Source organism: Pseudomonas sp. IT-P74 (assembly GCF_949768175.1).
In the GTDB taxonomy this organism is placed as follows: Bacteria; Pseudomonadota; Gammaproteobacteria; order Pseudomonadales; family Pseudomonadaceae; genus Aquipseudomonas.
Genome location: NZ_CATKQD010000022.1, coordinates 155,989 through 178,005, shown reverse-complemented (window position 1 = coordinate 178,005; position 22,017 = coordinate 155,989). Strand labels below are relative to the sequence as shown.

15 protein-coding genes are annotated in these 22,017 nt (G+C 61.7%); 1 reads left to right on the top strand and 14 read right to left on the bottom strand.

Annotated elements, in window-relative coordinates:
• Position 1 precedes the first annotated feature (1 nt).
• From ACM6J5_RS14700 to ACM6J5_RS14655, 10 genes are all read right to left on the bottom strand, one after another.
• Positions 2-598, bottom strand: coding sequence for a glutathione S-transferase (locus ACM6J5_RS14700; protein ID WP_414928819.1), 597 nt, complete (start codon positions 596-598; stop codon positions 2-4).
• Positions 595-4,236: an AAA family ATPase gene (locus ACM6J5_RS14695; protein ID WP_414928818.1), complete on the bottom strand. Its 3,642-nt coding sequence runs from the start codon at positions 4,234-4,236 to the stop codon at positions 595-597. Before ACM6J5_RS14695 ends, ACM6J5_RS14700 begins: the two co-directional genes overlap by 4 nt.
• Entirely contained in the window at positions 4,233-5,477 is a 1,245-nt protein-coding gene (locus ACM6J5_RS14690) for an exonuclease SbcCD subunit D C-terminal domain-containing protein (protein WP_414928817.1), read from the bottom strand. Before ACM6J5_RS14690 ends, ACM6J5_RS14695 begins: the two co-directional genes overlap by 4 nt.
• 54 nt (positions 5,478-5,531) lie before the next feature.
• Positions 5,532-7,181 carry a BatD family protein gene (locus ACM6J5_RS14685; protein WP_414928816.1) on the bottom strand — a complete coding sequence of 550 codons (1,650 nt, stop codon included), beginning with the start codon at positions 7,179-7,181 and terminating at the stop codon, positions 5,532-5,534.
• On the bottom strand, positions 7,178-8,914 hold the full coding sequence (locus ACM6J5_RS14680; protein ID WP_150672933.1) for a tetratricopeptide repeat protein: 1,737 nt from the start codon (positions 8,912-8,914) through the stop codon (positions 7,178-7,180). Before ACM6J5_RS14680 ends, ACM6J5_RS14685 begins: the two co-directional genes overlap by 4 nt.
• Positions 8,911-9,993, bottom strand: coding sequence for a vWA domain-containing protein (locus tag ACM6J5_RS14675; RefSeq protein ID WP_095944801.1), 1,083 nt, complete (start codon positions 9,991-9,993; stop codon positions 8,911-8,913). The genes ACM6J5_RS14680 and ACM6J5_RS14675 overlap by 4 nt, the downstream gene beginning before the upstream one ends.
• Positions 9,986-10,480 (bottom strand): DUF4381 domain-containing protein, encoded by a 495-nt coding sequence (locus tag ACM6J5_RS14670; protein WP_095944800.1) that lies wholly within the window; start codon positions 10,478-10,480, stop codon positions 9,986-9,988. The genes ACM6J5_RS14675 and ACM6J5_RS14670 overlap by 8 nt, the downstream gene beginning before the upstream one ends.
• Positions 10,477-11,421, bottom strand: coding sequence for a DUF58 domain-containing protein (locus ACM6J5_RS14665; RefSeq protein ID WP_095944799.1), 945 nt, complete (start codon positions 11,419-11,421; stop codon positions 10,477-10,479). The genes ACM6J5_RS14670 and ACM6J5_RS14665 overlap by 4 nt, the downstream gene beginning before the upstream one ends.
• A gap of 5 nt (positions 11,422-11,426) precedes the next feature.
• On the bottom strand, positions 11,427-12,386 hold the full coding sequence (locus ACM6J5_RS14660) for an AAA family ATPase (RefSeq protein ID WP_008049510.1): 960 nt from the start codon (positions 12,384-12,386) through the stop codon (positions 11,427-11,429).
• 269 nt (positions 12,387-12,655) lie between these two features.
• Positions 12,656-13,009, bottom strand: a complete 354-nt coding sequence (locus ACM6J5_RS14655) for a hypothetical protein (RefSeq protein WP_150672931.1) — start codon at positions 13,007-13,009, stop codon at positions 12,656-12,658.
• A 514-nt stretch (positions 13,010-13,523) separates the two neighbouring features.
• Between ACM6J5_RS14655 and ACM6J5_RS14650 the strand changes: the two genes are divergently transcribed.
• The gene (locus tag ACM6J5_RS14650; RefSeq protein WP_414928815.1) at positions 13,524-18,419 is read left to right on the top strand and encodes an NAD-glutamate dehydrogenase; all 4,896 of its coding nucleotides are present in this window, start codon (positions 13,524-13,526) and stop codon (positions 18,417-18,419) included.
• Between the two features lie 185 nt (positions 18,420-18,604).
• Here the strand turns inward: ACM6J5_RS14650 and ACM6J5_RS14645 are convergent, their stop codons facing one another.
• From ACM6J5_RS14645 to ACM6J5_RS14630, 4 genes are all read right to left on the bottom strand, one after another.
• On the bottom strand, positions 18,605-19,315 hold the full coding sequence (locus ACM6J5_RS14645) for an ATPase (protein WP_414928814.1): 711 nt from the start codon (positions 19,313-19,315) through the stop codon (positions 18,605-18,607).
• Between the two features lie 228 nt (positions 19,316-19,543).
• Entirely contained in the window at positions 19,544-19,954 is a 411-nt protein-coding gene (locus ACM6J5_RS14640; RefSeq protein ID WP_095944795.1) for a cupin domain-containing protein, read from the bottom strand.
• A 160-nt stretch (positions 19,955-20,114) separates the two neighbouring features.
• The gene (locus tag ACM6J5_RS14635) at positions 20,115-20,408 is read right to left on the bottom strand and encodes a putative quinol monooxygenase (RefSeq protein WP_046037161.1); all 294 of its coding nucleotides are present in this window, start codon (positions 20,406-20,408) and stop codon (positions 20,115-20,117) included.
• 123 nt (positions 20,409-20,531) lie between these two features.
• Positions 20,532-21,965 carry a PLP-dependent aminotransferase family protein gene (locus ACM6J5_RS14630; protein ID WP_414928813.1) on the bottom strand — a complete coding sequence of 478 codons (1,434 nt, stop codon included), beginning with the start codon at positions 21,963-21,965 and terminating at the stop codon, positions 20,532-20,534.
• Positions 21,966-22,017: the final 52 nt, after the last annotated feature.

The following is a 22,017-nucleotide window of genomic DNA, read 5'->3' as shown; positions in this document are numbered from 1 at the left end:
CCTATTTCTTCATGATTGAGGTAAAGAGTTCCGACTCCAGAAACCGCTGCAACCAATCCTGCAACCGTCGATACGGTGTCTGCGCGAACCATTCGCGGTCGACGTGGGCGAACTGGCGCACGAAGGGCATCAACGCTACATCGGCCAGGCTTGGATGATCGGCCAGCAAGTAGTCGCGTCCCTCCAGCAAATCATCCAGCCTTTGCAAAAACACCTCACCCTCGCCGCGATAAACCTCCATCGGCTGCTCGGGATAACGCTCGGCGTACTTGTAGCGATTCAAGTGCACTTTGAACACCTGATCGTTGTGTTCGATCAGGGAGGCGATTTGTGCCGCAGCAGCAGGATCAGCCTTGAGCAACCAGTCCTGCGGATCGTTCTGTGCCAGGGCCCAGCGCATGATGTCGAGGCTTTCGTCGATCACCCTGTCATCGGCGCTGAGCACCGGCACCGTGCCTTTGCCCGACAGCGCGAGCATTTCGGAGGGCTTGGCTTTCAGGCTGACTTCGACGATGTCCACGGCCACGCCCGAATAACGCAGGGCCATGCGTGCGCGCATGGCGTATGGGCAGCGGCGGAAGGAATACAGGGTGTTCATTTCACCTCCAGGGTACTCAGGCCGTTGCCCTGACGTTGGACCTGAATCTGCACCGGAATCCGTTCATGCATTTCCTGTACGTGGGAAATCACCGCGACCTTGCGCCCTTGGGCCTGCAAACCGTCGAGGGCGTCCATGGCCAGTTGCAGGGATTCCGGATCGAGGCTGCCGAAGCCTTCGTCGATGAACAGCGACTCGATTTTCAACGTGCTCGACGCCATCGACGCCAAGCCCAGGGCCAGCGCCAGCGAGACCAGGAAGGTCTCGCCGCCGGACAGCGAATGCACCGAACGCAGTTCGTCGCCCATTTCGGTGTCCATCACCAGCAAGCCGAGCATGCTGCCGCCGCGCTTGAGGCGATAGCGGCGCACCAGTTGGCGCAATTGCACGTTGGCGTGATGCACCAGCAGGTCGAGGTTGTAGGCTTGGGCGATCTTGCGGAAGGTGTCGCCGGTGGCGGAGCCGATCAACGCGTTCAGGCGTGCCCAGCGTTGGTACTCGTTGTAGGCATCGGCAATCTGCTGCGCCAGGGCCTGATTGGCGTTTTGCCGGCGCTGATCCTCGGCCTGCTCGGCGCGCAGTTCGGCGCAGTGTTGCTCGCTGGTGGCGGCGAGGTTTTGCAGGTCGACCAGCGCACTGGCCAGTTGCTCGGCATCGAGGTTGCCGTTGTGTTGCGCCTGGTGATCGAGCAAACGCTTGTCGCGCTCCTGCACCAGCACATTGGCCTGTTCGATGGCTTTTTCGCTGTGCTGCAAGCGCTGGCGCAGTTCGCTGACCTGGGCATCGTCGACGCGCAGCAAGTCTTCGAGGCCGCCGTCATCCAGTTCGGGATGGCGAGCCCGCCAGTCGCCGATCTTGCCGGCGAGCTCACGTTCTTCGCCTTGCAGTGCGTGCAAGCGCTCCTGCTGGGCCTTGAGCTCGGCGGCGATTTGCACTGATTGCGTGTGGACGTTTTGCAGGGCCTGGCCGGTCGTGGTTTCGGCGCTGCGTGCCTGTTCCACGGCCTGTTCCAGTTGCTGCTGCCAGTGCTCGGCGCTGCTGTGCTCGCCGAGCAATTGCCCGAGTGTGTGCTGGCTCGCCTGTTGCTGCTCGGCCAGCTCGGTGAACTGCTGTTCGGCGGTCTGCAATTGCTGCACGCGGCTTTGCTGGCGGTCCTGTTCCTTCTCCAGGTTTTGCTGGCGCTGTTGCTGCTCGGCCAGTTCTTCCTTTTGTTGCTCGAGTTGCGCCAGGCGCTCGGCGATCTGCCGGTCGAGTTGCATGAAGGTCGCGGCCGGTTCGACGCGCAGTGCTTGCAGGGTGTCGGCCGGCAGCAGGCTGGCGAATGCCTTGAGTTCTTCGTCCAGGCGCTGGCGGTCGTTGTCCAGTTCGCGCTGTTGATTGCTCAGGTGCTGGGCCGCTTGCTGGTGTGCGGTTTCGGCATGGCGCAGTTGCTGGGTCAGGCGTGCGGCATCCTGTTGCAGGGTGAGCAGCGCGCTCTGCCGTTGCTCGTCCTGGCTGATGCTCTGGTTGAGCTGGCTGTTTTGCTGGATAAGCCAGGCGTCGCGTTTGGCGGCATCCTGGTTCAGCAGTTGGGCCGCCAGTGGGTGAGCTTCCAGGCTCGGGGCGAGGGCCTGCTGCTGGGTCGCCAGTTGCTCCTGCTGTTGCAGCAGTTCCTTTTGCTGGGCGATCAGCCCGCCGACTTCGGCGCGCAGGTCGGTGAGCTTTTCCTTGAGCAGGTCGACGGCCTTTTGCGCGTTGGCCTGTTCGCTTTCATCAAAACGACCGAGGCTTTGCAGCAGGGCTTCGGGCTGATGATAGGGATGCTCGTTGCTGCCGCAGACCGGGCAAGGCTGGTCATCCTGCAACTGCGCGCGCAGCTCTTCGACACTGGCACTGCGCGCCAGACGCTGACGCTCCAGCAGTTCGCGCGTGACGTTGAGGGTCTGCTCGGCAACACTCAGATCAGCCTTGGCCTTGACCCCGTCCTGGGTCAGGCGTTCACGTTCCTGCTGCGCGGTGAGCTGGCGTTGTTGCAGCTCGGCACCGCGTTTGTCCAGGTCCTGCTGGCTGGCCCACAGGCGCGCAAGGTCTTCGACGGCGCGCAGTTGCTTGCGGTTATCCTGCAACAGGCTGCCCAGGATGCCGATCTGCTCGGCGACGGCATCCGGTTCGGCGCCGGCCTCCTTGAACAGCACCTCCAGTTGTTGCTTCTGCGCGGTCAGCGCTTGTTCGGTGCTCGCGGCGTTGTGTTCGAGGCTGGCCAGTTCGGTCTGGCCCTGATTCATCCGGTTGCCGATCAACATCAACTGTTGCAGGCGATCACGGTAGGCATTCCAGGCATCGCTCAACGGTGCCAGATGAGTGCTTTGCTCCAGGCCGGTGGCGATGCGCTGCAAGTCCGCGGCGCCACGGGCTTGCTGATCGAGCAAGGTCTGGATCGTGCCCAGGCCCTGGGTGCAGGCCTGTTGCGCCTGTTGCCTGGCTTCGGCGCTGAGGGCGGTGTCCTTGGCGAGGCGGGCGAGGGTGCTTTGCGCTTCGAAGGCCTGACGCAGCAACGGCGTGCTGTCGGTTTGTCGCTGTTGGGTTTCGCTCAAGGCGATCCGGGCGCTGCTTAGTTGCTGCTCAAGCTGCGTCTGGCGCTCGCCGAGTTCGCCGTGCTGCTGCGTGTGCAGGGCAATGTGCGTTGCCAAGGGTGTCAGCAGCGCATCGACCTCGGCTTTACGGGCGAACTGGTGCCGTTGCGGGGCCAGTTGTTCGAGGCGAGTGAGCCTCAAGCGCTCACTGAAAAGGGCTTCCCAGTGGGTCTGTGCCGATTGCAGCTGTTCAGTCGCAGCCAGATGTTCGTCCTGCAAGCGACGCAGGTCCTTGAGCCAGGTGTCCTGCAGTTCAAGCTGTTTGAGTTGCGCCTGCCGGGCCTTGAGCTGCTGCTGTGCTTCGTTGAAGCGTGCATCCAGTTCCGCACGGGCTTCGGGTGACAGCGGCGTCACACCACTGGCCTGATCCTGCAGCAGCTTGTGCGCCTCGCGGGCTTCCTTGGTCTTGTCGAAGGCGCGACGACCCAGGCGCGTGTAGAGCGCCGTGTCGGTGAGTTTTTCCAGCAGTTCGCTGCGGTCGTTGTCGTCAGCCTTGAGGAACGCGCTGAACTCGCTTTGCGCCAACATCACCGCGCGGGTGAACTGTTCGAAATTCAGGCCTAGCGCGGCTTCGAGCTGAGTCTTGTATTCGCCTTTCTGGCTGGCGAGCAATTGATCCTGATCGATGTCGCGCAAACTCTGGCGGCTGGCCTGTAGCTTGCCGGCGGCCTTTTCCCGGGCACGATTGGCCTCCCAGCGGGCGCGATAACGACGGCCGTCGACACCGACGAAATCCACTTCCGCATAGCCTTCACCCGTGCCGCGACGCAGCAGGGTGCGCGGGTCGCCGGTAGCGATTTCGCCGTCGGCGTCCGGCACCTTGGCGTCGCGGCCGGTGTTGTTCAGGCGCGGTACGGCGCCAAACAGTGCCAGGCACAGGGCATCGAGCAGGGTGCTTTTGCCGGCGCCGGTGGGGCCGGTGATGGCGAACAGTCCGGCACTGGCCAGGGGTTCGGCGGTGAAGTCGATTTCAAATGGCCCGGCCAGCGAGGCGAGGTTTTTCAGGCGGATCGCGAGGATTTTCATGGTTGTTCGCTCTCCATCTGCACGTCCTGCAGCAGCTCGGCAAAGTCCTTGAGGGTCTGCTCGTCCACCTCGCTGCCGTAGTTGTCCTGCCAGGCGCGGCTGAACAGTTCTTGAGGCGTGAGCTGGTCCAGTTCGATCAGCGTGCTGCCTTTGTCGGCACCGTCACGGCCGCCGTTGCCGGCGTACTCGGCGGCGATGCGCACCAGACGCACGGCCTTGCCTTGCAGGGCGGTTTCCACTTGATTGCGCAGGTCGGGCTGCGGTTCGTCGAGGCGCACCCGCACCTCCAGCCAAGGCTGGCGCTGGATCTCGGCCAACAGGTCGATGTTCGGCAGGTCCGCCAGTTGCAGCAGGATCTCGCTCAATGGCGCCGGGCCGATGCGCTGCAGGTTGACCGCGCGGGGGATCAGTTTCGGTTCGACGCTAACCAGGGTTTCGCCGTCGAGCTTGATGTCGAGAATCTGGTGCTGATAGCTGATCTCGGAGAATGACAACGGGATCGGCGAGCCGCTGTAGCGGATGCGTTCTTCGCCATTGACCTTCTGCGGCTTGTGCAAGTGACCGAGGGCGACGTAGCTGATGCTCGGCCCGAACAGGCTGGCGGGCAGGGCTTCGGCATTGCCGATGATCAGGCTGCGCTCGGAGTCTTCCGACACCGAGCCGCCGGCCATGTGTGCGTGGCTGATGGCGATCAGTGCCTGGCCCGGCTGGCGTTTGGCATTGGCCGCTTCGATCAGCCATTCGTGAACCTGACCGATCCCGCGCAGGTAGTTGTCGCCCAAATGCGCGCCGGTGACTTCCGCCGGGCGCAGGAACGGCAGCGCCAGGCACCAGCCGGCGACTTCACCATTGGCGTCGGGTAAGGGCAGTAGCAAGCGCTCGGCATCCAGTTGCCCGTCGTCCAGCCACAGCACACGACCGAGCGCATGAGTGCGTAAGCGCCGCATCAAGGGTGCGGGCAGTTCGATCCGCGAGCCGGAATCGTGGTTGCCGGCGATCATCACGATGGTCAGCAACGGCTGCTGTTCGTGGGCGCTGACGATGAAGTCGTAGAGGCGTTCCTGGGCTTTGACTGGCGGATTGACCGTGTCGAAGATATCGCCGGCGATCAACAGTACGTCCGGTTGATCCAGTTTCAGCAGGCGCAACAGCCACTCGAGAAAACAGCCGTGTTCGAAATCGCGATCCTGGCCGTGCAGGTTCTGCCCGAGGTGCCAGTCGGAGGTGTGAAACAGACGCATGAGCAATTCCATACAGAAGCAGCGCCAGAGTCAGTTACTGACGCTGCTTTTAGATTATTTGGGATAAAGCGGCGGCAACCCACTGTCACCGACCGGGTCCTGCACCCGTTCGGCCATCGGGATCGCCTTGATCGCCCGCCACAACTCGTCACCTTGCCAGTACTGGCCGGTTTCGCTGTACAGCGCGCCGTTCAGGCCGTCGAGGGCGTTGGACAGTGGCACGAAGCGGGCGGCCATGTCGGCCAGGGTTTCCGGTTGTTGGCGGGCCCAGGCGTCGAGGGCCTGGCGGGTGGCGTGGGAATCGTTGGCCTGGCACGCGCGCTTGAGGTCGTCGAGTACGGTGCGCGGGCTCGGGCCGGTTTGAGCGACTCGCGCCACCGCCGGTTGCCAGCGGCCACGCCACCAGAGACCGAAGCCGAGCAGGGTGGTGCAGGCCAGGATCAGGGTGCTGAGTTTCCAGCGCCAGATTGCTTCGCTGTCGGTGCCGGCATCGACCGGTGAGGCACCGGCGGGGGTGTCGACCATCAGGCTCGGGTTGGCCGTCACGTGCAGTGTGCGAGCCGGCAGGCTGCTGTGTTCCAGATGGTCTTCAAAGGTGTTCCACCAGACCACGTCGACGGTGGGCAATTCGATGGCGCCGGTCCGTGTCGGCACCAGGGCCTCGCGGTCTTCACGGCTGCCGACCAGGCCGCGTTCGCTGTTCTGGTTGCCGAGCACCGGTTGATCCGGGTAACGACGCAGACCACCGACATCGGTGCCGGGCAGCGGTGGCAGTTGGGTGCTGGACAAGCCTTCGGCTTTTACCGTCAGGCTGCGGGTCAGTGAATCACCGACCTGAGTGTGATCCGGCTCCGGGTTCCAGCTTTCGCTCAGGGTCAGGCTGCGCGCTGGCAGCCAGGGGGCATCGGCCGGATAGGTGATGGGCTTGGCCTTGACCGTCAACAACAGTTCGGCCGAAGTGACGCGCATCAGCTTGCCGGCTTTCGGTCCCTGGGCGGCGTCCTGTACCGGTTGCGGGTCGACCAGCGCGGCGTTGAAGACCTGTGCCGGAATGATCAGTTCGCCACTGTGTTGCGGGTAGATCGCGTAGCGCATTTCGATCACGCCGTGGCGCAGGCCGTCGATGTCTTTTTCGTAGGTGCGCGATTCGCCCAATTGTTCGATGCGCGCGTCAGGTATCTGCAAGGGTGGCAGGCTGCTGTCGTCGTACAGCGATACCGAATGGTAGATGCGCAGGGTCAGAACCGCCTGGGCCTGTACGTACACGCTGGTTTGATCGAGGCTGGCATCAATGAACACCGCGGCACGCTTGTCCGGGATGTCCGGTGTTTCGCTCTCGACCACTTGCAGGGTGATCGGCTGGCTCTGCAGTTCACCCAGTTGCAGTGACGGAATCACCACGCTGCCGTTTTGCCGGGGCAAAAGGGTGACGATCCAGCGAGTAGTGGCCTGGTTTTCACCGCTCAGGGTGTTCAGCTGGTTGACCTGGCGTGTGCCGCGTACTTCGAACAAAGGCTCAAGCGCTGCCAGGTCAGGTTTGCCGAACTGGGTGACATCACTTGATTCCAGGGTCAGCTCGACCGTCTCGCCCGAGCTCAGGCGACTGCGATCAACACTGGCGACCAGTTCTGCTGCCTGTGCCTGAACCGTGCAGAACAACAGGCCATGCAGCAGCGCGAGCAATAAAACGGTGAAGCGGGTCATCGAGTTTCTTCCTGATCCTGATGTTGTTGCTGTTCGTACCAGAATTTGCGCCTGAGCAGTTCACCGGGGTCATCCGGGATCTGTCGCAGCCACTGCTCCAGTGCCTGGCGCTGTTCACCTTCGATGCTGTCGGTGGCCGGGCGCAAGGGCGGTGTGGTGTGTTGTTCGTCACCCAGTTCGCTGCCCGGTACCTCGTTGGTCCCCGGTTTCGGCGCTCTGGTGTGCTGTTGCTCCTCACCCGGGCGGGGCGGTTGCCCCTCGGTTTTCGGTTCGCCGCTGCTCGAGGGCTGGGCGGCGGCACCGGGCGGCGGCTCCCGGGATTCGGCTTCGGTCCGGGCGTTGCTGGCGTCTGGCTCAGGAGGGGGTGGCGTGTTTTTCTCCTTGAGCAGACGTTCGACCAGCGCCTTGTTGGTCAGTGCCGGACGCAGATCCGGTTGACGCTCCAGTGCCTGCTCGTAAGCGTCCAGTGCAGCCTCCAGTTCACCGCTTTTGGCCAGGGCATTGCCTCGATTGTAGTGGGCGTGGGCATCGTCGCCTTCGGCAAACCGCTCGGCGGCGCCCGTGTAGTCGCCGGCCTCATAGAGCGCCACGCCTTGCCACTGATGGTTTTCGAAACGTCGCGAGGCCTGGGCGGGGCGCTTCTGCTTGAGTAAATGCAGGCCTTGTTGATCAGGGCGCAGCCAAAGGTCCGCGAGGTCGAAGGCGTAGCTCGGTTGAGGCAGCGCCAATAGCAGTGGCAGGCACAGCAGCCAACCGCGACGTCCCGCGCAGGCCGCGAGCAGCAACAGTGGCAGCAGCAGCCAGTAACCCTGATCGGCCCAGGTGTCCAGGCGCAAGGTCTGACCGTCGTTGCGCAAGTGGCGTGGACCGTCGAGCAGGCCAAGGGCGTGCAGGTCGCTATCGTCCAGGCGCGCCTGGCGATAGCGCCCATCCAGGTCACTGGCAAAATTTTTCAAGCCGGGCTCGTCGAGGCGCGGCACGAGGATTGCGCCTTGTTCGTCCTTGAGGAAGCTGCCGTCCTCTTGGGTGATCGGCGAGCCTTCGGCGGTGCCGATGCCGAGCATCAGCAATTGAGTCGATTTGCCGATCAGCGCGCGGCGGATGCCCAGCCGCTCCTGGTCGGTCAGGGACGAACCGATCAGCAGGATCCGGCCGTCGCCCAAAGCAGCCTGATCGAGCAGCGAGAGGGCCTTGAGCACCGCCAGATCGGCGCGATGACCGGCCTCCGGCATCAACGACGGTTTCAGTGCATCCAGCAGATTGCGGCTGGTGGAAAGATCATCTGACAGCGGTACAAGCGTGTGGGCACTGCCGGCGTAGACGACGATGGCGGTTTGCGCGTCGCTGCGAATCTGCAGCAGATCAAGCAGCTTGCGTCGTGCCTGTTCGAGTCGGTTGGGCGTGACGTCGGTGGCGAGCATTTCCGGGGTCAGCTCGAGAATCACCACCAGCGGGTCGGCGGGCTTTTGACTGGTCTGCTCGACACGCTGCCAGCTCGGACCCAACAAGGCGAGCACGGTCAACAGCCACGCCAGACCGAGGGCGATCCAGGGCAATTTACTGTCGCGACCACTGCCACCGCTGAGCAGTGCTGCGTGAAAGGCCGGTGGCAGGATCATCTGCCAGCGCCCGGCGCGCTTCTTGCGATGCCAGAGTTGCCAGAGCAGCCAGCCAAGCACCGGCAGCAACAACAGCCACCAGGGGCGGAACCAGTAAGGCCACAGCGCACTCATCGGCGCCTCCGCAGGCGCAGGCGTTTGAGCCGCTGGCGCCAGTCGGGCAGCAATTGCGTCTGCAAAAACAGATCCTTGGTAAGCAAGCGTTGCAACGGGTTGTCCGGCCAGAGTACGGGGGCCAGCAGCAGCATGCTCAACCACAGCGCCAGGGCCAGTGGCCAGTGATACAAGGCTTGGGCCGGGCGGGCCTGGGTCGGTTGCTGGGCCACGGGCTCGAGTTGGTCAAGGGTGTCCTTGATCGATTGCAGTTCGTTGCCATCGTGGGCGCGGAAATACTGGCCGCCGGTGGCTTCGGCGATGGCTTTGAGGGACGGCTCGTCAAGGTCCAGGCTCGGATTGACACCGAGCAAGCCCACGGAGCCGCTTTGCTCCGGATCGGCACCGATGCCGATCGGGTAGATTTTCACGCCTTCCCTGGCCGCCAGCCGCGCAGCGGTAAGCGGGTCGATTTCACCGCCATTGTTGGCGCCGTCGGTGACCAGAATCAGCACGCGGCTGGTTGCCGGGCGCGAGCGCAGGCGCTTGAGGGCCAGACCGATGGCATCGCCGATGGCGGTGTTTTTGCCGGCAATACCAATGCGCGCTTCGTCGAGCCAGACGCGTACGGTATGGCGGTCGAAAGTCAACGGCGCTTGCAGGTAGGCCTGGCTACCGAACAGGATCAGGCCGACCCGGTCACCTTCGCGGCTTTCGAGGAAATCGCCGAGCAAGTGCTGGACCAGCGCCAGTCGACTCACTTCTTCGTCCTGCCACTGCATGTCAGGGAAGTCCATGGAACCGGAAACGTCCACCGCCACCAGCAAGTCACGGCCGCTGGCGGCAATCGGCAAGGGTTCGCCGAGCCACTGTGGGCGCGCCGCCGCGAGCAACAGCAACAGCCACAGCAGTATGAAGGGTGCCTGCTGGCGCCATGCCGGCAGGTTGGCCCGGGCGCGACGCCCGGCGAGGCCTTCCAGATCGCTGAGGAAGCTGACCTTGAGCGCCGGTTCGCCACTGTCGGCCACCGGCAATACGATGCGCATCAGCCACGGCAGCGGCAACAGGGCGAAGATCCACGGCCAGGCGAACTCAAACATGCTTGCGAATCCATGTGTCGACGGCCTGGGTCAGGCCGGCGATGGCCTTGTCGTCGAGTTTGCATTCGGGTTTGTAGGCGCCTTCGACCAGCACCATCCAGCGGGTCAGCCCGGCTGCCGGACACCGATTGTCGAGGAATGCCAGCCACTTGCGGCCGTTGAGGGTGTGGCTCTGGCTGTAGGGGTAGTGGTTGCGGCACAGGCGCTTGAGTAAACCGTTGAGTTGCTGCAGCCAGGCACCGGCCGGCGCACCGTCGTAGGGTTTGGGCATCAAGGCCAGCTCGGCCAGGGCGGCCAGGCGCACCGGGTCCAGCGGCTGTTCGGCGCGTACCACCGGGCGTTTGCGTGGAATGAAGTGCCGCAGCTTCCACAGGCCAAAACCGATCAGTGGCACCAACAGAAGCAGCAGCCACCAACCCGGTGCCGGAGGCCAGAACTCCACCGGTGGCGGGGATATCAGTGGTTGCAGTTGGTCAAGGCTGCTCATCGACCTTTCCCCGCATTCTGTGGGTTCAGGTATTCGCGCAATTGCTCGACCATCTCGCTCTGGGTGCTCAGGGGCATCATCAGCACCCGCAGTTTTTGCGCGAGCAGCTCCCAGCGAGCGATGCGTGCTTCGGCCTGGGCCCGGTAGGTCTGGCGCAGGTCGAAATTCAGCGTGTCGAGCTCCAGTTGCGCACCGCGCTCGGCGAAACGTAAAAGGCCGGCGGCGGGCAGGGCATGATCCAGCGGATCGGACAGCGGCAGCAGCAACAGGTCGCAATGGCGCGATAACAGGCTCAGCTGTTGCTCGGCACTGTCCGACAGGGCGCGTTCATCGCAAATCACGATCACCAGACTGCCCGGGCGTGACACTTCCCGGGCGCGGCGCAGGGCGATACCGAAGGCGTCGCGGTCCGGTTCGCCTTCGGTGGTCAGCGACTGGTTGACCCGCACCAGCCGGTTGAGCAACTGCAGCAGGCTTTGCTTGCTGCGCCGAGGCTTGATTTCGTAATGCACATTGTCGCCATACACCAGGCCGCCGACCCGGTCGTTGTGCCCCAGGGCCGCCCAACCGATCAGGCTCGCGGCCTGGGCGGCGAGCACCGACTTGAACATCAGGCCCGAACCGAAAAACAGCCGGCGGCTTTGTTCGACCATGATGAAAATCGGCCGCTCACGTTCTTCGTGGAACAGCTTGGTGTGTGGCTCCTGGGTACGCGCAGTCACGCGCCAGTCAATGGTGCGCACATCGTCGCCGGCCTGATAGACCCGCACCTGATCGAAGTCGACGCCACGCCCGCGCAATTTGGAATGGTGCAGGCCGATCAGCGGGCTGCGTTGGCTCGGCGTGGAAAACAGCTGCACTTCGCGCACGCGATGGCGCATCTCGATCAGGTCGGCGAGGCTGACGCGGATGCCCGGCTCGGGCGGCAGGCTGGCGTTCATCGGGGTCAAGCGACGGCTACGACGTCGAGAATCCGCTGGACCACACGGTCCTGATCGATGCCAGCGGCTTCGGCTTCAAAGGAAAGAATGATGCGATGACGCAGCACGTCGAACAGCACGGCCTGGATATCCTCGGGGCTGACGAAATCGCGTCCGGCCAGCCAGGCGTGGGCGCGGGCGCAGCGGTCCAGGGCAATCGAACCGCGGGGGCTGGCGCCGTAGGCGATCCACTCGGCCATCTCCGGATCGAACTTGGCCGGGGTGCGAGTGGCCATGACCAGCTGCACCAGGTATTCCTCCACGGCGTCGGCCATGTACAGACCGAGGATTTCCTTGCGCGCGACAAAAATCGTCTGTTGAGTCACCCGACGCTCAGGCTTCGCTTCGCCGTTGAGCGCTTCGCCACGGGCCTGTTGCAGGATCTTGCGTTCAACCGTCGCGTCCGGGAAACCGATCTTCACATGCATCAGGAAGCGGTCGAGCTGGGCTTCCGGCAGCGGGTAGGTGCCTTCCTGCTCGATCGGGTTCTGCGTGGCCATCACCAGGAACAGCGGCGACAGCTCATAGGTGCTGCGCCCGACACTGACTTGCCGCTCGCCCATGGCTTCGAGCAAGGCTGACTGGACCTTGGCCGGGGCACGGTTGATTTCATCCGCCAACACGAGGTTGTGGAAGATCGGGCCTTGCTGGAACACGAAGCTGCCGGTTTCCGGGCGGTAGATTTCCGTGCCGGTAATGTCGGCTGGCAACAGGTCGGGGGTGAACTGGATGCGGTGGAACTGAGCTTCGATGCCTTCGGCAAGTTCTTTGATGGCCTTGGTCTTGGCCAGGCCGGGAGCCCCCTCGACCAGCATATGGCCGTCGGCGAGCAGGGCGATGAGCAAGCGCTCGATGAGCTTTTCCTGGCCGAGAATCTGCGTTGAAAGAAAGGTTCGCAGCGCCAGCAGCGCTTCACGATGTTCCATCGATGACTGTTCCTGCAAAAGGGTGGCCGAGGACGTTGGAAATACGCCAGGGCTGGGGGCGTTACTTTAATCCATCGCGGGGGGCGGCGACTAACGGCATTTTGCGCAAAGTGCGGGAAATGGTTGGGGCAATTGCTGGATTTTTGTAGCAGTGGAGCGGCTGGGTGGCTGTACCGGCCCCATCGCGAGCAGGCTCACTCCTGCATTGACGGTGTACGACGATCAACTGTAGGAGTGAGCCTGCTCGCGACGAGGGCAGATCAAACACCTCAAATCTGGCGGATAAAGGTGCCAGTGCCATCAAGAATAGTCTTCAAGGTCAGCTCAACTTCAGCCAAATCCACCATGTCCGGGTCGAAGGTGATTTCCAGCACATCATCCCCATTCAGCACATCGGCATCGGCAGCCGCAATTTCGATCTTCAGCAGGGAAGGGCTGAGGGTGACTTTCACGCCATCAAGGGTCGAAGGCTCGCCGTCGAGGGTGATTTCCAGCTCGTCTTCATCGGGGTAGCGGCTCATCAGGAACATTTCGCCCTGTTCGCTGTGGCAGCACAGCATGGCCATGTTGTCTTCTTCGTCGTCGCAAGGGTTGACGATCAAGAGGGCGGTTTTCATTTTCATGGGAAATTCCTGGCTCGACGGGCGTGGTAAACGCAGCAAAGGGCGATTCTGCCAGCCCGCGCACATTTCTGCTTGGTTGAGTGTCGATGACCGGGTCGTGGGCGGACAGAGTGTTACTGGTCATTTCTGGTACGAATGTCCCGTAAAACCGGACGGAAAACCGTCATTTTCCTGTGCAAATGCTAGTGTTGTTCGATGCGCATGCCTTGAGCTGCGTACCGATGACCGAATATGTCGCAGCACCGCAAGCACGGGCCTTGCCGCACTGGTTAAGCTGCGCAACGGATGAGCACCCGTAAAGACATTGCGCTGCACGCAGTCCAGTCGTTTTTGCAGATGCCCATTCACGGAAGGTGAATGTGACCTGAGTGTCTCGTCCAGCTTCACCCACCTGTCACCCTGTTTCCTCTGCCCGAGAATCAGGAACAGGGTGACGGCTAGCTTTGAAACGTAGCCCCGAAAGGGGTTTCGCGCGACGCTTCCATCAATAACAAGCCCAAGCGGAGTACCACAGATGGCGTTCTTCACCGCAGCCAGCAAAGCCGACTTCCAGCACCAACTGCAAGCGGCACTGGCGCAGCACATCAGTGAACAGGCACTGCCACAAGTGGCGCTGTTCGCTGAACAATTCTTCGGCATCATTTCCCTTGACGAGCTGACCCAGCGTCGGTTGTCCGACCTTGCTGGTTGCACCCTTTCTGCATGGCGCCTGCTTGAGCGCTTCGATCACGCGCAGCCGCAAGTGCGCGTCTACAACCCCGATTACGAACGCCACGGCTGGCAGTCGACCCACACCGCGGTCGAAGTGCTGCACCACGACCTGCCTTTCCTGGTGGACTCGGTGCGTACCGAGCTGAACCGCCGCGGCTACAGCATCCATACCCTGCAAACCACCGTGCTGAGCGTGCGTCGTGGCAGCAAGGGCGAGTTGCTGGAAATCCTGCCTAAAGGCACCCAGGGCGACGACATTCAGCAAGAGTCGCTGATGTACCTGGAAATTGACCGCTGCGCCAACACCGCCGAGCTCAATGTGCTGAGCAAAGAGCTGGAGCAGGTGCTCGGTGAAGTCCGCGTGGCCGTCGGTGATTTCGAGCCGATGAAGGCCAAGGTCCAGGACATCCTGACCATGCTGGACAACAGCCGGTTCGCCGTCGATGGCGATGAGAAGAGCGAAATAAAGAGCTTCCTGGAATGGCTGGTGGGTAACCACTTCACCTTCCTCGGCTACGAAGAGTTTGTGGTCAGCGATGAAGCCGATGGCGGCCACATCGTCTATGACAAGGACTCCTTCCTTGGCCTGACCAAGCTGCTGCGTACCGGTCTGACCTACGATGACCTGCGTATCGAAGACTACGCCGTGAACTACCTGCGCGAACCGACCCTGCTGTCGTTCGCCAAGGCTTCGCACCCAAGCCGTGTCCACCGTCCGGCTTACCCGGATTTCGTGTCGATCCGCGAAATCGACGCCGACGGCAAGGTCATCAAGGAATGCCGTTTCATGGGCCTGTACACCTCGTCGGTGTATGGCGAGAGCGTGCGGGTCATCCCGTACATCCGCCGCAAGGTCGAGGAAATCGAACGCCGCTCCGGCTTCCAGGCCAAGGCTCACCTGGGCAAGGAACTGGCACAGGTGCTCGAAGTGCTGCCGCGCGACGATCTGTTCCAGACCCCGGTGGACGAGCTGTTCAGCACCGTGATGTCGATCGTGCAGATCCAGGAACGCAACAAGATTCGCGTGTTCCTGCGCAAAGATCCATACGGTCGTTTCTGCTACTGCCTGGCCTACGTGCCGCGCGACATCTATTCCACCGAAGTGCGCCAGAAGATCCAGCAAGTGCTGATGGATCGCCTGAAAGCGACCGATTGCGAGTTCTGGACCTTCTTCTCCGAGTCCGTGCTGGCCCGCGTGCAACTGATCCTGCGCGTCGACCCGAAAAACCGCCTCGACATCGACCCGCTGCTGCTGGAAAAAGAAGTGGTGCAGGCCTGCCGCAGCTGGCAGGACGACTACGCCGCCCTGACTGTTGAAAGCTTCGGTGAAGCCCATGGCACCAACGTGCTGGCCGACTTCCCGAAAGGCTTCCCGGCCGGTTACCGCGAGCGTTTCGCAGCGCATTCGGCTGTGGTCGATATGCAGCATCTGCTGAGCCTGAACGAAAAAAATCCGCTGGTGATGAGCTTCTACCAGCCGCTGGGCCAGGTGTCCGGCCAGCGCATGCTGCACTGCAAGCTGTACCACGCCGATACCCCGCTGGCGCTGTCCGACGTGCTGCCGATCCTGGAAAACCTCGGCCTGCGCGTGCTGGGTGAGTTCCCGTACCGCCTGCGCCACAACAGTGGCCGCGAGTTCTGGATTCACGACTTCGCGTTCACTGCCGCCGAAGGCCTGGAACTCGACATCCAGCAACTCAACGACACGCTGCAGGACGCCTTTGTCCACATCGTGCGTGGCGAAGCCGAGAACGACGCGTTCAACCGTCTGGTGCTGACCGCCGGCCTGCCATGGCGCGACGTTGCGCTGCTGCGTGCCTACGCCCGCTACATGAAGCAGATTCGTCTGGGCTTCGACCTGGGCTACATCGCCAGCACCCTGAACAACCACACCGACATCGCTCGCGAGCTGACCCGGTTGTTCAAGACCCGTTTCTACCTGGCGCGCAAGCTGACCGGCGACGATCTGGACGACAAGCAGCAACGCCTGGAACACGCGATCCTCAGCGCCCTGGACGACGTCCAGGTACTGAACGAAGACCGCATCCTGCGTCGCTACCTGGACCTGATCAAGGCCACCCTGCGCACCAACTTCTACCAGACCGACGCCAACGGCCATAACAAGTCGTACTTCAGCTTCAAGTTCAACCCGCACTTGATCCCTGAACTGCCGAAGCCGGTTCCGAAGTTCGAAATCTTCGTTTACTCGCCGCGCGTCGAAGGCGTACACCTGCGCTTCGGCAACGTGGCTCGCGGTGGCCTGCGCTGGTCCGACCGTGAAGAAGACTTCCGTACCGAAGTCCTGGGCCTGGTAAAAGCCCAGCAAGTGAAGAACTCGGTGATCGTGCCGGTGGGTGCGAAGGGCGGCTTCCTGCCGCGTCGCCTGCCACTGGGCGGCAGCCGTGACGAGATCGCGGCCGAGGGCATCGCCTGCTACCGCATCTTCATTTCGGGCTTGTTGGACATCACCGACAACCTGAAAGACGGCGCCCTGGTGCCGCCGGCCAACGTCGTGCGTCATGACCACGATGACCCGTACCTGGTGGTGGCCGCGGACAAGGGCACTGCGACCTTCTCCGACATCGCCAACGGCATCGCCATCGACTACGGCTTCTGGCTGGGTGACGCGTTTGCGTCCGGTGGTTCGGCCGGTTACGACCACAAGAAAATGGGCATCACCGCCAAGGGCGCGTGGGTTGGCGTACAGCGCCACTTCCGCGAGCGCGGCATCAATGTCCAGGAAGACAGCATCACCGTGGTGGGCGTCGGCGACATGGCCGGCGACGTGTTCGGTAACGGCTTGCTGATGTCCGACAAGCTGCAACTGGTCGCAGCGTTCAACCACCTGCACATCTTCATCGACCCGAACCCTGAACCAGCCAGCAGCTTCGCCGAGCGTCAGCGCCTGTTCGACCTGCCACGTTCGGCCTGGTCGGACTACGACACCAGCCTGATGTCCGAAGGTGGCGGCATTTTCTCCCGTAGCGCGAAGAGCATTGCGATTTCCCCGCAAATGCAGGAACGCTTCGACATCAAGGCCGACAAGCTGACACCGACCGAACTGCTCAATGCCTTGCTCAAGGCACCGGTGGATCTGCTGTGGAACGGCGGTATCGGTACTTACGTCAAGGCCAGCACTGAAAGCCACGCCGATGTCGGCGACAAGGCCAACGATGCGCTGCGCGTGAACGGCAACGAACTGCGCTGCAAAGTCGTGGGCGAGGGCGGTAACCTGGGCATGACCCAACTGGGTCGCGTCGAGTTCGGCCTCAATGGCGGCGGTTCCAACACCGACTTCATCGACAACGCCGGTGGCGTGGATTGCTCCGACCACGAAGTGAACATCAAGATCCTGCTGAACGAAGTGGTTCAGGCCGGCGACATGACCGACAAGCAACGTAATGAGTTGCTGGCGAGCATGACCGACGAAGTCGGTGGTCTGGTGCTGGGCAACAACTACAAGCAGACTCAGGCCCTGTCTCTGGCAGCCCGCCGTGCATTGCCGCGGATTGCCGAATACAAGCGCCTGATGAACGATCTGGAAGGCCGCGGCAAGCTGGATCGCGCCATCGAGTTCCTCCCGGCTGAAGAAGCCATCAACGAGCGCATTGCCGAAGGCCATGGCCTGACCCGTGCCGAGCTGTCGGTGCTGATCTCCTACAGCAAGATCGACCTCAAGGAGCAGTTGCTGGGCTCCCTGGTGCCGGACGACGACTACCTGACCCGCGACATGGAAACCGCTTTCCCGCCAACCCTGGTGAGCAAGTTCTCCGCGGCGATGCGTCGTCACCGCCTGAAGCGCGAAATCGTCAGCACCCAGATCGCCAACGATCTGGTCAACCACATGGGCATCACCTTCGTTCAACGACTCAAAGAGTCGACCGGCATGAGCCCGGCGAACGTGGCCGGCGCTTATGTGATCGTGCGTGACATTTTCCATCTCCCGCACTGGTTCCGTCAGATCGAGAACCTGGACTACCAGGTCTCCGCCGACGTGCAACTGGAGCTGATGGACGAGCTGATGCGTCTGGGGCGTCGCGCGACGCGCTGGTTCCTGCGTGCCCGTCGCAATGAGCAGAATGCTGCCCGCGATGTCGCCCACTTCGGTCCGCACCTGAAGGAGTTGGGTCTGAAGCTTGACGAGTTGCTCAGTGGCGAGATCCGTGAAACCTGGCAGAGCCGTTATCAGGCTTACGTCGAAGCCGGTGTTCCGGAGCTTCTGGCGCGTATGGTGGCTGGTACCTCGCACCTGTATACCCTGCTGCCGATCATCGAGGCTTCCGACGTGACTGGCCAGGACCCGGCTGAGGTGGCCAAGGCTTACTTCGCCGTGGGCAGCGCGCTGGACATCACCTGGTACATCCAACAGATCAGCGCTCTGCCGGTTGAAAACAACTGGCAGGCCCTGGCCCGTGAAGCGTTCCGCGATGACGTCGACTGGCAGCAACGCGCGATCACCATCTCGGTCCTGCAACAGGGCGACGGCACCCAGGACGTGGAAACACGGCTCTCCCTGTGGATGGCGCAGCACGAAAGCATGATCGAACGCTGGCGCGTCATGCTGGTGGAAATCCGTGCCGCCAGCGGCACCGACTACGCCATGTACGCGGTGGCCAACCGCGAACTGCTGGACCTGGCGTTGAGCGGTCAGGCGGTAGTGCCTGCCGCAGTCGCCGCCGAGCTGGAACCGGCTGCCTGATAGGCGCTGGATGAAAAAACCCGCATCGAGAGATGCGGGTTTTTTTTGACCTGGGTTTTGTGGTGGCTGACCGGGCCCCATCGCGAGCAGGCTCGCTCCTACAGTCATTCTTCAGTGAACACAGATTTTGTGTACAACAGAAGCCCACTGTGGGAGCGAGCCTGCTCGCGATGGGGCCATTGAAGTCAATACAACTTCTGGCTGGATTTATTATCAACCATCGACACATTACTTGTCGGGTTGGTCAATAAATTACTGAGCGACTGGTCAAACTTTTGCAGCGCCCTGACTTGTACATTCTGTTGTTCGTTAATGTCCGCAACTATCTCTTCACTGCGTTTATAGTCGGCCCACACCGGGCTGAGTGCTTTGGCGTCATGCCCTTGTGCAGTACCGATGTAGTTAAAGTTCTTGTCGTAAAAAACCGCACTGACATCTGCTTGTATGTCTGAACTGCGCGAGGTCATCAGTTGGCTGCGGGTGTCAATTACCGCTATCACATCCGGTTTCGCCGCCCTGAGGCTCTGCATGTCCGGGTATACGATAACCGAGCCGAACTGCCGCTGCATGGAAGCCTTGACCCAGTCAACGGCCATGTCTGGCCTGGAGGTGGTTACATAGGCGTCATGGATTGGCTGTACCAGCAGGCTCTGGCCGAAACCGGTTCCGGCGTTGGCCTGGTAGTCCCGAAGATAGGCGCGGTTGGTCTGGGTATTCTGGCTGTAGACAATACCCAGCGAGATATGGCTGCCGTTGGTTATCAGGGTAGTACTGCTACGGCCTACCGGTTCGGTAAAGATACCGCTCAGTGAAGAGACCGCCGTCGGCGCAGTGGGAATCGAGCAACCGGTTAAAACAACAGCCATGGTGAACGTACTGGCAAGCGCAAGTTTCATGGTGTTTCTCCAGTGAAACAACTTTAGTCGAAAGTTAAGTTGCCGGTGCTATACCGACGGTGAGTCAAGACTAAACCCTGGATGATTTATTTAAATAACCAATGTCCGCACTTATCCGGCGGTCAATAGTTTTGTTTGGTTTAAAAGTCTCCGGCTAATTGCGTCGGGAAATAAAAAGGCCCGAATTCACGATTCGAGCCTTTTTATTTATAGCTGTACGTTCAGCCATCAGTGTTCCAATGGGATCAACACTTTCTCGTCCGGGGCCAAAACCATGAATACCAGCAACTTGGCAGGCTTGGTCGCGCTGGCGTTTTTCGACACAAGGTGTTCCGACCCCGCCGGCTCATACCAGAACTCACCGGCCTTGTAGGTTTTCGCCGGCTGGCCCTTCACCTGGGAGGTGATTTGTCCGGAAATGACATAGGCCATGGTGGTGCCATCGTGTTTGTGGGCGATGGACGATTGACCGGGCTGGTAATCGACTTCGATCATCAGCGCTTTTTTACCAGGGACGTTCTTCAGCATTTCGTCCTGCAGGACGGTAACTTTTTCCGAAGGGGCATGGGCAAAGGCCGATGCGGATGCAATAAGGGCCAGGGCGACGAGAGGGGCAGCACAAAAGCGCAACACGTTCATGGTTCTTTACCTGCGGTGGTTGGTTGTTGCAAACCACAGTAGTGCGCAAGCTGTAGAGGTTAAACAGCCAATATTCTGGAAGGCGAGGGGGCCAATTGCAGGAAGGCCAACGGAGAAAAAATGATGGCGAGGGAGCAAGTTCCCTCACCACGGGAAATGGTTAAACGATCGGAAAACTGTTGAAGTCCACGGCATTGGCCAACTGGCTATCTATCAGGCTGATGAAGCCCTGGACTTCAGGACAGTTGAAATGCGATCGCATGGCCGCTTCCGATTGCCAGTGGGCGCTGACGGTCCAGCGATTGGTGTCCTCGGGGCAGCGGTCGACCATATAGGATTCGCAGCCCGGTAGTTCACGCAGGGTTTCGACAATCTTTTGCAGTTGCTTACCCAGTTCATCCGAGCGGCCGGCGGCGGCCTGTACCTGTACGGTATTGATCACTTCATGGGACATTGCTCACACTCCTGAATCAGGCCGGACGAATCCTGCTCATTGAGGGATAACGCCTATGCAGGATAGGCCCGCCCCCTGGGACCGCCAATAGCCAATCGCCGGATAAAGCCGCAGGCCAATCCGTCAGGCCACCTGCTGCAGGATGTCGCGCAAACGGTCCAGGGCGATGTCGATGTCGAGGGTTTCGATGGCGCCAAAACCCAAGAAAAGCCCGGCCCTGGGCGTTTCCTGATAGAAAAAACTGTCGATGGCATAGAGCCCGACTTCGACTTTTTTCGCCAGTTCGATCACCAATGGAATATCTATCGGCACTTTGCACATCACCACCATGTGGAAGCCGGCGGTAGACGGCACCGCCTCAAGCCAGGACGAGAGGTCGCCGGCCATGCGCGTCAGGATCCGCTCGCGGCGCCCGGCATAGATCGTATGGCAGCGCCGGATGTGCTTGAGCAGGCAGCCTTCGGCGATGAACTTGGCCAGCGCCCATTGCGGCAGGGTCGAGGTGTGCAGGTCGGTGAGCTGTTTGGCGCGCACCACGGCCTCGAGGATCGCCGGCGGCAGGATCGCATAGCCGAGCCGCAGCTCCGGTAACAGGGTTTTCGAGAACGTCCCGACGTAAGCGACGATCCCCCGTTCATCCATGCTCTGCAGGGAATCGGTGGGGCGGCCCTCATAGCGGAATTCGCTGTCGTAGTCGTCCTCGATGATGATCGCGCCCAGCTCATGGGCCTTGGCCAGCAATGCTTCCCGGCGTGCCTGGCTCATGGGCATGCCCAGCGGGAACTGGTGCGACGGGGTGACATAGATCAGGCGAGTGCCGCGAGGAATCCGGTCCACCACAATGCCTTCGGCGTCCACCGGCACGCCAATCACCGTGGCGCCATGGGTGCCGAACAGCAGGCGCGCTGGCGGGTAGCCGGGGTCCTCCATGGCGACCAGGCTGCCCGGACTGATCAGCACCCGGGCGATCAGGTCCAGCGCCTGCTGCGCGCCGTTGCACACCACCACATCCTCATCCTGACAATTGACCCCGCGGGAAAACGCGATGTGCTGCGCAATGGCGTTACGCAGGGCCGGCAAGCCCTCGGGCAAGCTATACAAGCCCTTGGAACCCGCCATCTGGCGCAGTGCATGGGAGGTACAGCGCCGCCAGTCATCCTGGGGGAACTGGCCCTTGCTGGTGGCGCCACCAATGAAGTCGTAGCGCAGCGAGCCTTCCAGGGTCGGATGACGCAGAAACACCGGCAGGTTGCGCCAGGACTCGATCACCTCGAAACCGGCAAGCTCGGTGTGGCTCTGTTTGCGCTGCACCTTCGACGCGCGCGCGTTGACGTAAGTGCCTTTGCCGACCACCCCGGTGAGGAAGTTTTCGTAGGTCAGCTGGGCGTAGGTATCGGAAATGGTCTTGCGCGAAATACCCAGTTGTTCGGCCAGCAAACGGCTGGGCGGCAGTTGCGTCCCGGCGGTCAGACGACCGGACTCGATGGCGCTGCGCAGTTGGTTGTACAGCTGGCCGGCCAGATCCTTGCGGCCGTTGATGACAACATGTAGTTCCATACCGGCGAGGCTCCGGGGCTGTTGAGGCGCGTGTGCGTCGCGCAAGATTACC

Excerpts from the sequence above, each read along its gene's own strand:
- ACM6J5_RS14660 (WP_008049510.1), bottom strand. The coding sequence starts at position 12,386 with ATGGAACATCGTGAAGCGCTGCTGGCGCTGCGAACCTTTCTTTCAACG.
- ACM6J5_RS14630 (WP_414928813.1), bottom strand. The coding sequence starts at position 21,965 with ATGGAACTACATGTTGTCATCAACGGCCGCAAGGATCTGGCCGGCCAG.
- ACM6J5_RS14675 (WP_095944801.1), bottom strand. The coding sequence starts at position 9,993 with ATGTTTGAGTTCGCCTGGCCGTGGATCTTCGCCCTGTTGCCGCTGCCG.
- ACM6J5_RS14690 (WP_414928817.1), bottom strand. The coding sequence starts at position 5,477 with ATGCGTCTGTTTCACACCTCCGACTGGCACCTCGGGCAGAACCTGCAC.
- ACM6J5_RS14640 (WP_095944795.1), bottom strand. The coding sequence starts at position 19,954 with ATGAACGTGTTGCGCTTTTGTGCTGCCCCTCTCGTCGCCCTGGCCCTT.
- ACM6J5_RS14635 (WP_046037161.1), bottom strand. The coding sequence starts at position 20,408 with ATGTCCCATGAAGTGATCAATACCGTACAGGTACAGGCCGCCGCCGGC.
- ACM6J5_RS14695 (WP_414928818.1), bottom strand. The coding sequence starts at position 4,236 with ATGAAAATCCTCGCGATCCGCCTGAAAAACCTCGCCTCGCTGGCCGGG.
- ACM6J5_RS14665 (WP_095944799.1), bottom strand. The coding sequence starts at position 11,421 with ATGAACGCCAGCCTGCCGCCCGAGCCGGGCATCCGCGTCAGCCTCGCC.
- ACM6J5_RS14685 (WP_414928816.1), bottom strand. The coding sequence starts at position 7,181 with ATGACCCGCTTCACCGTTTTATTGCTCGCGCTGCTGCATGGCCTGTTG.
- ACM6J5_RS14645 (WP_414928814.1), bottom strand. The coding sequence starts at position 19,315 with ATGAAACTTGCGCTTGCCAGTACGTTCACCATGGCTGTTGTTTTAACC.
- ACM6J5_RS14655 (WP_150672931.1), bottom strand. The coding sequence starts at position 13,009 with ATGAAAATGAAAACCGCCCTCTTGATCGTCAACCCTTGCGACGACGAA.
- ACM6J5_RS14670 (WP_095944800.1), bottom strand. The coding sequence starts at position 10,480 with ATGAGCAGCCTTGACCAACTGCAACCACTGATATCCCCGCCACCGGTG.
- ACM6J5_RS14680 (WP_150672933.1), bottom strand. The coding sequence starts at position 8,914 with ATGAGTGCGCTGTGGCCTTACTGGTTCCGCCCCTGGTGGCTGTTGTTG.
- ACM6J5_RS14650 (WP_414928815.1), top strand. The coding sequence starts at position 13,524 with ATGGCGTTCTTCACCGCAGCCAGCAAAGCCGACTTCCAGCACCAACTG.
- ACM6J5_RS14700 (WP_414928819.1), bottom strand. The coding sequence starts at position 598 with ATGAACACCCTGTATTCCTTCCGCCGCTGCCCATACGCCATGCGCGCA.